This is a genomic window from Albidovulum denitrificans, from assembly GCF_002973535.1.
In the GTDB taxonomy this organism is placed as follows: Bacteria; Pseudomonadota; Alphaproteobacteria; order Rhodobacterales; family Rhodobacteraceae; genus Albidovulum; species Albidovulum denitrificans.
On record NZ_PVEP01000002.1, the window covers coordinates 1 to 11,927 of the forward strand.

The 11,927-nt window shown below is 64.3% G+C and carries 11 protein-coding genes and 1 pseudogene; 2 read left to right on the plus strand and 10 right to left on the minus strand.

All coding sequences use genetic code 11. The annotated features are described in order from the left end of the window. A pseudogene (locus LX70_RS05760) lies at window positions 1-407 on the plus strand (bifunctional methylenetetrahydrofolate dehydrogenase/methenyltetrahydrofolate cyclohydrolase); the annotation flags it as partial. Between the two features lie 87 nt (window positions 408-494). Here LX70_RS05760 and LX70_RS05765 read toward each other — a convergent pair. The 5 genes from LX70_RS05765 to LX70_RS05785 all read right to left on the minus strand — a co-directional run bounded on the left by LX70_RS05765 (window position 495) and on the right by LX70_RS05785 (window position 6,187). Further along, window positions 495-920, minus strand: a complete 426-nt coding sequence (locus LX70_RS05765; protein WP_211301674.1) for a PaaI family thioesterase — start codon at window positions 918-920, stop codon at window positions 495-497. After that, window positions 917-1,573, minus strand: coding sequence for a ligase-associated DNA damage response endonuclease PdeM (gene pdeM / locus LX70_RS05770; protein WP_105513626.1), 657 nt, complete (start codon window positions 1,571-1,573; stop codon window positions 917-919). Before pdeM ends, LX70_RS05765 begins: the two co-directional genes overlap by 4 nt. Before the next feature lie 65 nt (window positions 1,574-1,638). Beyond that, on the minus strand, window positions 1,639-4,041 hold the full coding sequence (locus LX70_RS05775) for a ligase-associated DNA damage response DEXH box helicase (RefSeq protein ID WP_105513627.1): 2,403 nt from the start codon (window positions 4,039-4,041) through the stop codon (window positions 1,639-1,641). A gap of 35 nt (window positions 4,042-4,076) precedes the next feature. After that, complete coding sequence (locus LX70_RS05780) at window positions 4,077-4,877, minus strand: NAD(P)-binding domain-containing protein (protein ID WP_105513628.1); 801 nt, start codon at window positions 4,875-4,877, stop codon at window positions 4,077-4,079. Next, window positions 4,877-6,187, minus strand: a complete 1,311-nt coding sequence (locus LX70_RS05785; protein ID WP_105513629.1) for an ATPase — start codon at window positions 6,185-6,187, stop codon at window positions 4,877-4,879. The genes LX70_RS05780 and LX70_RS05785 overlap by 1 nt, the downstream gene beginning before the upstream one ends. A gap of 145 nt (window positions 6,188-6,332) precedes the next feature. Here LX70_RS05785 and LX70_RS05790 point away from each other — a divergent pair, with 145 nt between their 5' ends. After that, a complete protein-coding gene (locus LX70_RS05790; protein ID WP_146111551.1) occupies window positions 6,333-7,955 on the plus strand; it encodes a hypothetical protein in 1,623 nt (540 codons plus the stop codon). Here LX70_RS05790 and LX70_RS05795 read toward each other — a convergent pair. From LX70_RS05795 to LX70_RS05815, 5 genes are read right to left on the minus strand one after another with little or no spacing between them, the layout of a single operon-like run. Further along, window positions 7,925-8,491 (minus strand): prepilin peptidase, encoded by a 567-nt coding sequence (locus LX70_RS05795; protein WP_105513631.1) that lies wholly within the window; start codon window positions 8,489-8,491, stop codon window positions 7,925-7,927. The two genes, LX70_RS05790 and LX70_RS05795, sit on opposite strands and share 31 nt — an antisense overlap. 3 nt (window positions 8,492-8,494) lie before the next feature. Further along, complete coding sequence (locus tag LX70_RS05800; RefSeq protein ID WP_105513632.1) at window positions 8,495-9,355, minus strand: tetratricopeptide repeat protein; 861 nt, start codon at window positions 9,353-9,355, stop codon at window positions 8,495-8,497. A 27-nt stretch (window positions 9,356-9,382) separates the two neighbouring features. Continuing rightward, window positions 9,383-9,949, minus strand: coding sequence for a tetratricopeptide repeat protein (locus tag LX70_RS05805; RefSeq protein ID WP_105513633.1), 567 nt, complete (start codon window positions 9,947-9,949; stop codon window positions 9,383-9,385). Window positions 9,950-9,954: 5 nt separating this feature from the next. After that, on the minus strand, window positions 9,955-10,941 hold the full coding sequence (locus LX70_RS05810; protein WP_105513634.1) for a type II secretion system F family protein: 987 nt from the start codon (window positions 10,939-10,941) through the stop codon (window positions 9,955-9,957). A gap of 15 nt (window positions 10,942-10,956) precedes the next feature. Beyond that, the gene (locus tag LX70_RS05815) at window positions 10,957-11,925 is read right to left on the minus strand and encodes a type II secretion system F family protein (protein WP_105513635.1); all 969 of its coding nucleotides are present in this window, start codon (window positions 11,923-11,925) and stop codon (window positions 10,957-10,959) included. Window positions 11,926-11,927 lie beyond the last annotated feature (2 nt).

An 11,927-nucleotide genomic window follows, 5' to 3' on the forward strand; every position in this document is an offset into this window, starting at 1 on the left:
CGGTGGTCGTGGGCCGGTCGAACATCGTCGGCAAGCCGATGGCGCAGCTGCTGCTGGGGGAAAGCTGCACGGTGACGATCGCGCATAGCCGGACGAAGGACCTGGCCGAGGTGTGCCGCCGGGCCGATATCCTGGTGGCCGCGGTGGGCCGGCCCGAGATGCTGAACGCCACGCATGTCAAGCCCGGCGCGACGGTGATCGACGTCGGCATCAACCGGATCGAACGCGACGGCAAGACGAAGCTGGTGGGCGATGTCGATTACGCCAGCGCCGCCGAGGTCGCAGGCGCCATCACCCCGGTCCCCGGCGGCGTCGGCCCCATGACCATCGCCTGCCTTCTGGCCAATACCCTCACCGCCTGCTGCCGGATGAACGGGTTGCCAGAGCCGGAGGGGTTGACCGTTTAAAGCGGTTCGGGTTTGCGTTGAGAAGGTAAGTATCTGAATTCTAACGAAATAAGTTCGAATTCTGATTCAGCGTAAACCCGAAATGCCCTAGGTCGGGACCATCGTCCCTTGCAGAAGGGCGATCAGCTTGCGCTGGCCGCCCGTTTCCGCCGCCACCTCGGCCGTGACGATGGTCAGGCGGCGGCCCGCGCGCACCACGCGGCCGGTCGCGATCAGCCTTTCACCGGCGGCGGGGGCCAGCAGGTTGATCTTCATCTCCACCGTCATCACTTCGGCCTCTGCGGCAAGCAGGGTCAGCGCCGCGTAGCCCGCCGCGCTGTCGCCAAGGCCGAAGGTCAGCGCCGCGTGGCCGACGCCGTGCTGCTGGCGCGCGCCGGGCAGGATCGGGGCGGACAGCACCACCTCCCCCGCGGCGAGTGACAGGATTTCGGCGCCGAAGGTGGTCATCATCGTCTGGCGGGCGAAGCTGTCGCGGACCTTGTCTTCGATCGCGTGGGGCAGGGGATCGGTCATGGGGTATCCTTCGGGATCGGCACGGGAAGCGCCTTGCGCCCGGTCAGGATGGCGATCGCGCCCTCTTCCATCAAGCCGGAAAAGGCGATGCTGTCCGACGAAAGCCCGCCGGTATAGGTGCCGAAAGCGGGCAGGATCAGCCGCGCCCCGTCGAGAAGGAAGCAGCGCCGGGACTGTCCGGCAACACGCATCTTGGGGTGGTAATGGCCCGACACCTCGCCCGTCGCGCCCAGAAGCGCGATGTGGCGGAAGGTCAGCGGGCCAAGTGTCAGCTCTGTCCGGTGTTCGCCGCCCAGATCGACCGGGCCGGGATCGTGGTTGCCCTCGATCCAGACCCAGCGCCGCCCCGCCATCAACCGCGTAAGCCAGAGCGCATGATCCTCGGCCAGATCGGCGGCTTTCAGATCGTCGAAACTGTCGCCGAGGCAGATCACCAGACGCGGCGCGGTGGTGGCGATGTCGGCGTCGAGCCGCGAGAGGGTTTCGGTCACCTCATAGGGCGGCAGAAGGACGCCGCTGCGCCGCGCGATGCGCTCGGACTTGCCCAGATGCAGGTCCGAGACGACCAGCACCCCCTGTTCCGCCCAGTAAAGCGCGCCGGAAGGCAGCGCTGTCAGGGCCGTTTCACACAAACGGAAATCATACGCACTCATGCCGCCCGTCCTGCCGCTTCGGGCGGGAAAACGCAATCGCTGTCCTTGGTGACAACCTGTTTCCGTCACGACAGCCCCGCCTCGGCCATCAGCCGTGCCGCCGTCTCCTCAAGCAGGCGGTCGCGGGCGGCGCCGTCCACCGGGACGCGCCCGTGTTCAAGGAAAAGCGGCGCGGCGAGCGGTGTCACGCGGCCGGGTGTGACATGGTCGATGCGCCCGCCGATGCGGTCCAGCATCTTCTCGATCCGGCCAAAACTGACAAGGCCGCGCATCGCCTCTTCACGGGTGATCTGCAAGAGCAGGTGGTCCGGGTCGAAGCGGTGCAGCGTGTCGTAGAGAATGTCCGAGGAAAACGTTGCCTGTCGCCCGGACTTGCGCTGGCCGGGATGGTTGCGCTGGATCAGCCCGGCGACAAGCGCGACGTTGCGGAAGGTGCGTTTCATCACCGCGTTGCCCTTCAGCCAGGTGTCGAGGCCGTCGCGCAGGGCCGCGCGGTCCAGCAGCAGCGCCGGGTCCGGGACCGGATCGAGGCCCCAGATCAGCGTGGCGTAATCGGTGGCGACGAAGCCGAGGGGGTTCAGGTCCTCCTCCTCCATCCGCCGGGTGAGCAGAAGGCCCAGCGTCTGCTGCGCGGCGCGGCCCGCGAAGCCGTAAAGGCAAAGATGCGCGCGCCCCTCGGCCGGGAAGGTTTCGACCAGAAGCCGGTCGGGTTGCGGCAGGCGGGACATGTCGCGCTGAAGCGCCAGCCAGGCGGCGGTATGGGCGGGCAGGCGGGGCCAGTCGGGTTGATCCAGAAGGCGCAGGATGCGTTCGGAGAGTTGGGTGGAGGTGGAAAACTTGGTGCCGGAAAAGACCGCGATCTTCGGTTCGCGCCCCGGCGCGGGCGTCACCTCAAGCGCCATTTCACGCAGGCCTACATAGCGCACGATCTGGCCGCCGATCAGGAAGGTGTCGCCGGGCGACAGCGTCGCGGCAAAGGATTCCTCCACCTCCCCCAGGGCCGCGCCTCCATGGCGGTTCTGCCAGCGGACCTTGACCATCTCGGCATCGGTGATGGTGCCGATATTCATGCGAATGTCGCGGGTGGCGCGCGGGTCCCGCAGCGTCCAGTTTCCATTTCGCAACATCAGCCGCTGCCAGCGGTCATAGGCGCGCAGCGCGTAACCGCCAGTGGCGCAGAAGTCGAGGCAGGCGTCGAAGTCGGGCCTTGTGAGGGCGGCATAGGGACCGGCGGTGGTGACCTCGGCATAAAGATCGTCGGCCGCGAAAGGGCCGGAGCAGGCGCGGATCAGGATATGCTGGCAGAGCACGTCGCGCGGGCCGGGGCCGCGCGGATCGCCGTCGAGGTCATGGTCGCGTACCGCCTCAAGCGCCGCCTGACATTCGACCACCTCCCAGCGGTTCGCGGGGACCAGAAGCGCCTTCGAGGGTGCATTGTAGCGGTGGTTCGCCCGCCCGATCCGCTGCACCAGACGTTTGACGTTCTTCGGCGCGCCGACCTGAATAACAAGGTCCACATCGCCCCAGTCGATGCCAAGGTCGAGCGATCCGGTACAGACCACGGCGCGCAACTCGCCCCGGACCATCGCGGCCTCCACCCTTTCCCGCGCCTCGCGCGCAAGCGATCCGTGGTGGATGCCGATCGGCAGCCCGTCATCGTTGGCAAGCCAGAGGTCGCGGAAGAACAGCTCTGCCTGCGCGCGGGTGTTGTGGAAGATCAGCGTCGTGCGGTGGCGGCGGATCTGGGCCAGAATGTCGGGGATCGCATAGCGCCCGCCACCCCCGGCCCAGGGCGGGGGCGCTTCGGTCTCCAGCATCGAAATGTCCGGGTCCGGGCCGGGATCGGCGGTCAGCACCTCACAGGGATCGGGGTGGCGGGCGAGGAAGCGGGCGATGGCGGCGGGGTCCTCGACCGTCGCCGACAGGCCGACGCGGCGCAGACCGGGGCAAAGCGTGGAGAGGCGCGAGAGGCAGAGCATCAACTGATCGCCGCGCTTGGATTCGGCCAGCGCGTGGATCTCATCCACCACGACGCGCGAGAGGCCAGCGAAGATGCGCGGTGCGTCCTCATAGCTGAGAAGCAGCGCAAGGCTTTCGGGCGTGGTCAGCAGGATATGCGGCGGATCGGCGCGCTGGCGCTGACGCTTGGTGTAGGAGGTGTCGCCGGTCCGGTCCTCGACCCGGATCGGCAGGCCCATTTCGGTGATCGGCGCCGTCAGGTTGCGCCTGATATCGGCGGCCAGCGCCTTGAGGGGGGAGATGTAAAGCGTGTGAAGGCCGCTGCGCGGCGCCTCGGCCAGGTCGACCAGCGTCGGCAGGAACCCCGCCAGCGTCTTGCCGCCCCCTGTTGGCGCGACAAGCAGAAGCGCGGGCGCGGCGGCCCGGTGGAGCATGGCGATCTGGTGCGGGTGGACCTGCCATCCGCGCGCGGAAAACCAGTTGGAAAAGGGCGCGGGCAGGGGGCGCATGGCGGCAGTCTAAAGCGCCGCCGCCTGTGCGCAAGTCAGTGCAGGTGGCGCGCCTTCACGCTGCGCATCACGGTTTCGAACGCGCGCGGCGGGGTCAGGTGCGCCCCGGCCAGCGCGGTGTCAAAGGCATGTTCCACCTCATGCACGAGGTGGTTGATGCTGTCCTCTGTCTGCTGGCCGATAGGGCAGAAGGTCGGCGCGTCCTCTGGCGCCTCGGACCCTTCGCCGCCCCGGCCCGCCATCTCGACGATCCGCGCCTCGTCAATCCCCTGCGCCTCGGCCCAGTCGAGTGCGATGCGCGTGACGGCATTGTTCGTCGCGGCGAGGAAATCGTTCATCACCTTGGCCGCCATCGCCGATCCGAAACCGCCCATCCGCACCGTCTTGCGGGTCAGGAGGTCAAAGACGGGTTTCAGCGATTGGATCACGTCAAGCGGGCCACCAAGGAACATCGTCAGGCGGCCTTCTTCGGCGGCGCGCCCGGTGCCGATCACCGGCGCGTCGATCAGCGCGATCCGCGCGTCGATCCGGCCCCGCAGCGCACGCACATAGCGCGGCGACAGCGTCGCGGCGATGACGATCGCGCCCAGCGATTTGGCGTTGCGGGCAAAGGCCTGCTCTTCGAAGAGAAGCGCCTCGGTCTCGGCAATGTCGGCGGGGACAAGGATCAGCGTCCCCAGACCAGCGGTGAAGCGCTGCGCGGCCCGCTGGGTGCGGTCGCCACCGCCCTCGGGCGTACCCAGCCCGAAGGTCGCGGCACTGATCCCGGCGTCGGAAAGACGGGTGGCGAATGACCGGGCGATCCGCCCCGATCCGGCGATGCCGATCCCGTTCATCAGTGGACGATCTTTTCGTCGCGGACGAACATGTTCGCCCAGGCGCGGTCGATGAGTTCTGGCGTCATTTGGTACGGAATGCCCTCGAAATTGCAGATTGCGATCATCTGATCGATGAGGAAGACCGGCTGATAATTCGCGTAGATATTATCAATCGTTGGGTATTTTGTCTTCAGAAGGTGCAACAATGCCTTCTCATTCAGGGGGATTTTCTTCTTTTTGGCAACCATCGCGAAAATCTTCAAGAACATTTCCTGGTTTGGCCCGTCAATCTTGATCTTGAAGAAGATCCGGCGAAGGGCCGCCTTGTCGAAGATCTCGTTCGGATGGAAGTTGGTGGAGAAGATGACGAGCGTGTCGAAGGGGACCTCGAACTTCTCGCCCGATTGCAGGGCGAGGATGTCGCGGTTTTCCTCCAGCGGCACGATCCAGCGGTTGACGATCTTCTGCGGCGGCTCGGCCTGGCGGCCAAGGTCGTCGATGATGAAGACGCCGCCGGTGGCCTTGAGTTGCAGCGAGGCGGTATAGGTCCGCGCCGTCGGGTTATAGGTCAGGTCCAGCATGTCGAGCGAGAGTTCGCCGCCGGTGATCACGGTCGGCCGGTCGCACAGCACATAACGGTTGTCGAACCGGTTCGAGGATCGGCGCAGCGCGTTCGGATCGTCCTCGGACGCCTGCGCGGCGGAATGGACGATCGGGTCATAGACGGTGATGACCTGGCCGGAATATTCGATCGCGCGCGGGATATAGATCCTGTCGCCGATGGCGTCGCGGATCCCGTTGGAGATCGAGGATTTGCCGTTGCCCGGCGGCCCGTACATCAGGATCGACCGCCCGGCACCCACCGCAGGGCCGAGATGGTCAAGCAGCTCATCGGGCAGGATCAGGTGGCCCATGGCGCCTGTCAGGCGTTCGCGCGAAATCTGGATGTTGCGGATCGACTGCTTCTTCACCTGCTCGCGATACATCTCAAGCGGGACCGGCATGGCGCCGTAATATTCCGACTGCGCCAGCGCATCAAGCGCGCGGGCCTTGCCGGCATCGGCCAGCTGATAGCCCATTTCACCGCCCGAGTTGGCGTGCAGCGTCCCCGTCGCCTCAAGCAGTTTCTGGCTGCGGGCGAGGTCGATCAATTCCTGCGTCACCGGGATCGGCAGGGCGATCTGGCGCGAGATTTCGGTCGCCGTCTCAAGGTTCATGCGGAACATGGTCTTGAGAAGGATGTCGCGCATCATCACCATGCCGATACCCGTATCGGCCATCGAGCGTGGCGCCATCGGCGCGATCACATTGGGCACCTGCATGTTCATCGGCTGCGCTCTTTCCTGGGCGTCATGGGGCGGGTGCGCCGGGGCCTGTGCTGGCGTCCGACCTGCCCACCTTTGGGATTCACAGGGGCAATCTGACCGGGTATTGTGGCTAAAAAATGGAAACAAAACAGGCATTGAAAGACGAATGAGCAGGACACGAGTGGAATTGATCGCCGCCGTCATGGCCCTTGCCGTCCTTGTCTTCGGGGGCGCGGCGCTGTTGAAAGGGGGCTTCTACCTCGGCAAGCACGAAGGCGATGCGATGCATCTGGCCGACCTTGTCCTGAGGATGGCGGACGGTCAGTGGCCCCATCTCGATTTCATGACCCCGATCGGCGTTCTTGCCATCGCGCCGATTGCCCTTTTCGTGAAGGCGGGCTTTGGCATCGGTCATGCCATCTTCTATGCCCAGATCCTTGTCGCGCTGATCCTGTTCCTGCCCACGCTTTATGTCGCGAAGACCCGGCTGACGGGGATCTGGCCCTATGTCTATGGCGTCTTCGTGATGCTGCTGCCGCTGGCGCTGGTGCATGGTGAGGCGCAAAGCGCGATCTCCATCTCCATGCACTATAACCGCTGGGCCTGGGGCGTGGCCTATGTCCTTGTCCCGCTGGCCGTGCTTGCGCCGCTGGGCCGCGACCGGCGCTGGCTGGACGGCGCGCTGATCGGGGCCGGGCTTGGCCTTCTGGTGCTTCTGAAGATCACCTATTTCGTGGCGCTTTTCCCCGGCATCATGGTGGCGCTTCTGGCGCGGCGGAATGGTACGGCCTTCGTCGCCGCGATCCTTGCCGGGCTGGCCGTGGCGGCGGTCACGACGGCGATCGCGGGGCCGGTCTTCTGGCTGGCCTATCTGAAGGACCTGCTGACGGTCGCGACCTCCGAAGGGCGGCAGGCGCCGGGGGAAAGCTTTGCAGGCGTCGTCACCCTGCCGCTTTACGTCGGCGGCAGCCTTGCCCTTGTCGCCACGGTGATCTTCCTGCGCCAGTCGGGCCGCATGGTGGAAGGGCTGGCGCTTTTGATCCTGATGCCGGGCTTTTTCTACATCGCCTATCAGAATTTCGGCAACGATCCGCAATGGATGTACCTGCTGATGCTTCTGGCCTTCGTGCTGCGTCCGGGGCCGGAGGTGACGAACAGCTATGGCTGGAACATGCGCAGGGCGCTTGGCACGATCGGGGTGATGGCGCTGGCCTTCGGCGCGCCCTCGGCGCTGAACCTCGCGTTCAGCCCGTTCCGGCATCTGGCCTCTGACACCGAAAAGACCGCCCCGCTTCTGCCTGCCCTGCCGCAACATGCCGACCTGCGGACCGAGGAAAAGCGGATCTACACCGCCAACCTGAAGCGGCCCTATGACAACCCCGGCGACCCCTTCGCCGCCTATCGCGAGATCGCCGAACGCGAGGACCCCGACACGCTGAATGGAGAGGTCCTGCCAATGTGCCAGTTCGAGGGCGGCATGACGCCCTGGTTCGAGGTGGTCGCGGCCGATCTGGAACAGGCGGGCTATGCCGGGTCGCGGATCATCTCTACCGACCTTTATTCGGCCTATTGGATGTTCGGCGATTTCCAAAGCGTGAAGGGCGCGGCGCCGTGGTATTACGGCGGTCTGCCGGGGATCGAGAATGCCGACTACATTGTCGTGCCGCTCTGCCCGATGTCGCTGTCGCTCCGCCATGAGATGCTGAGCGCGCTGGACAAGAAGGGCTGGACCCTGCGCGCGGTGCGCAGGACCGATCTTTACATCCTGATGGCGGCCAGCAAGGTCTGAATGGCGATCATCAGCGAGGGAAAGGCCATCAGCGCCAGATAGGTCATCAGCGTCCCGACCAGCGCAAGGCCCATCGGAAAGTCCTTGCGCTTCCACGACACCCAGTCGGGCGCCATTGCCCTGACCGCGGGGATCGCCCGCAGGATGCGGTGCGCGGTGAAGGCGCCCAGCAGGAAGGCCGCGAAGAGGATCAGGATCAGTATCAGGTGATCCATCCGCTGCGCCGCGAAGGGCGCGGCGGCGGCAGCGAACTTGGCATCGCCCGCGCCGACATTGGCGATCATGTTCAGGATGAAGCCGATGGCAAGGACGACGGCAAAGCTCGCCCACCGCCAAAGCCATGTCTCAAGCGGAAGGACCATCAGGCCGGAGAAGAAGTAGATCACCAGAACCGTCATCACGGCCTTGTTCGGGATCTTCATCGTCTTCAGGTCGGACCAGGCCACCCAGGCGCAGACCGGCAGGCAGAGGAAGAAAAAGACCGAATAGGCAAAGGCCGCGTATTCGAGCGTGTCGAGCGGATAGGGGTTCAGCATCTATCAGCCTTTCGCAACCTGCGCGTTCAGCGCATCAAGCGCGCGCTGCGCCTGTTCGAAATAGCGTGGGCTGGTTTCGACCGCATCCTCCAGAAGACCTTTGCCGGTCGTGACGTCGCCTTGCTTGATCGCGCTGAGCGCCGCCGTGTAAAGAAGCTGCGCCCGTTCCTCCTGCGTCATGGAAATGATCGGCAGGTCGTATTTGCGCTGCCCCGCACGGGCAAGGACAAGGTTGTTCTTGGTGGTGAAGTTGCTGCTGTCATAGCTCAGCGCCTGGGTGAAAAGCTTTTCCGCACCGCCGAAATCGCCGCGCGTCAGCTTGGAAAAGCCCCAGTTGTTGAGGACGCCGGCCGGCTTGGTCGTCAGGCCAAAGGCGGTCTCATAAAAGCTGTCGGCCTTCTTCCACTTCTTGTTGGCATCCGCGACCATCGCCTCAAGCCGGTAACGCTCATAGGTTTCATGCGTCGGCGGGATGGTGTTCAGCGTCGTCTCGGCCTTGGCCCATTCGTTGCTGCGGATATAAGCGTCGGCCAGTTCGACCTTGTCGTCATTCGTGCCTTCGGCGCTGGCGGCGACCTCGGCCCAGACCTTCGCGCCCTCAAGGGGTTTCTTGGCCCGGATCAGCGACTTCGCCAGACCGCGTTTCAGGTCGATCCGGTCGGGATTTTCCTGCGACGCCTTGGCGAAATAGGCCACCGCCTCATTCGGGTCGCCGACCGTCAGCATGATGTCGTTGAGGTTGGTTTCGTCGATGACATTCACGCTTTTCATCGCGCGCTTGACATCCGCGTCGCTGTTGCGGTTACAGCCGGATACACCGACCGCCCCTGCAATGCAGAGCGAAATCAGGATAGGGTGGCGCATTATCTGCGTCCTTTTCTGCTTCGTGCCTCAAGGTGTGGTGAGCAGCAGGTATTCCCCGGTCCCGCGACGCACCAACGAGAATTCGTTATTATTGGGCGGATCATATGCAGGTTGCTTCATCTTGGCGAGCGCCAGCCGCAGATTTTCGCGAATGGCGTCCGATTCGCCACTGTCCAGCGCATAGGCCGTGCGGAACACACGGCTCGCCTCGCCGATCTCGCCCTTCTCCATCAGCACGACGCCAAGGTTGTTCCAGGCCGGGACGAAGGTTTCGTCGTGATTGAGGGCGCGGCGCAGCATTGTCTCGGCCTGTCCCAACCGGCCAAGCTTGAGGTTGGCTGACCCGATGGCCGACAGCACATCGACCGTTGCGCCATGTTCCGTGGCGCCGCGGTAATAAGCCTTGAGCGCAAGCTCGTATTCCCCCGCCTCCATCAGGCGATGGCCGACGATCAGCCCATCGACGGAGTCCTCGCCCCGGACGGTGCCGGTCGGCGCGAAAGGGGAGGATTTTTCCTGCGAAAAGCCGCCTGTCGACTGACAGGCGGCCAGAAGGCCCGTGAAGGCCAGAATTGCCGCGATGCGTACTGCCATGACCCTTACGGTTGGAAGTTCTGGAAGAGTTGCAGCATATCGTAAACCGACGGACCCACAAGGATCATCAGCAGCGGCGGAACCGTGAACATCATGGTGCCGAGCGTCATTTTCGTGGGCAGCTTGTTGGCGGCCTCTTCGGCGCGCATCACACGCTTGTCGCGCATCTCGCTTGCATAGACGCGAAGCGCTTCGGCGATCGAGGTACCGAAGGACTGCGACTGGATCATCACGGTCACGAAGGAGGCGACATCGGGGACGCCGGACCGTTCGGAGAAGCCACGCAGAACCGTGGTCTTGTCCTTGCCTGCCTTGACCTCCTGGGCGACGATCTCGAACTCTTCGGCCAGGGCGGGGTAGCCTGCCTGAAGCTCTTTCGACACCCGGATGATCCCCTGGTCGAGCGATTGACCGGCCTCGACGCAGACCAGCAGCATGTCGAGCGCGTCGGGGAAGCCATTCTGGATTTCGCCCTGGCGGCCCTGGATGCGCCGTTCGACCCAGTATTTCGGCAGGTAATAGCCCACCGCGCCGGGCAGCATGACGGCGATGATAAGCGTCGTTGTCGAAATCTCCCCCGTGGCCGAGGCGACGATGGCGTAGATCACGCCAAGGATCAGGAACACGATGCCAAGGATGAACTGGATGGCGTGGAACTTGCGCACCGCGTCGCGGCCGCGATAGCCCGCGCGGGTCATCTTCAGACGCCAGGTGCTTAGCTCCTCCTCGGTTTTCGGTTCGAGGAAGTTGGCGAACTTGTCGAGCTTCTCGGAACTCTTGCCCTGGCGCAGCGTCTTTTTCTGCCCCTTGCCACCGGCTTCCGCCGCGCTCTGGACGGCAGCACCGCGCAGCTTGGCATAGGGATCGGCGCGCTTCTTCAGAAGCGTCGGCAGGACGGCGGCGATCAGGATGATGCCAAGCACGCCGACCACCGCCAGCGGACCCAGAGGGCCGAGGGTTTCGGTCAGCATGTCCTTCAGTGTCGTCAGCATGTCAGGAACGCCCCCTCAGACCTTGATGTTGACCATCATCTTCATGAAGATGACGTTGATCCCCAGGAAGACGAAAACGATAAGCGCGGCCGGCACGAAGGCGGCGGTGTCCTTCACCGTGTCGAAATAGTCCGGCTTCAGGATCTGGATGACCGCCAGCACGCCAAGCGGGAAGCCGGACAGGAACATGCCCGACCATTTCGCCTCGGCGGTGATCGCGCGCACCCGGCGGAACAGGCGGAAGCGCGCCCGGATCACCTTGGCCAGACCGTCGAGGATCTCCGCCAGGTTACCACCCGACTGCTGCTGGATCGTGACAGCGACGGCGAGGAAGCGCAAATCCTGCATGTCCATGCGTTCGGCAAGTTCCTTGAGCGATTCCGACACGTCGCGGCCATAGGCGCTTTCGTCGGCGATCATGCCGAATTCGGTCCCGAGCGGATCGGGGACCTCTTTTGCGACGATCTGGATCGCCGAGGAAAACGGATGGCCGACGCGCAGGGAGCGCACCATCAGTTCGACCGCGTCGGGAAGTTGTTCCTCGACCATGTCCATGCGCTTCTTGGCCTTGCGGTTGACCCAGAAATAGACCGCGCCGACGCCCATGATGATCGAAACCGCGATCTGGACCGGGGTCGAGGCGCTGGTGCCGATCTTGAGGCCAAGGAAGGCCACGACCGACAAAAGCCCCATGATCCCCAGAAGCGCCTTGGGCGAAAAGGCGATATTGGCCTTCTGCGCCTTGGTGGCGAGGATCGAGTAAAGCGGGATGCCCTTGGCCTTGAGGTGCTGGCTGGCCTCCTTGCGGAGCTGTTCCAGAACCTGTTCGCGCTGACCGCCCTTTTCCAGAAGGTCGAGACGCCGGTTGACCTTGGAGTTGAGGGAAATCGACTTGCCGAAGACGACAAGATAAAGCCCCTCCACCAGCAGCAGCACCGCGAGGAAGATCAGGCCATAGATGATCGGGGTCGGGCTGATGATCATGT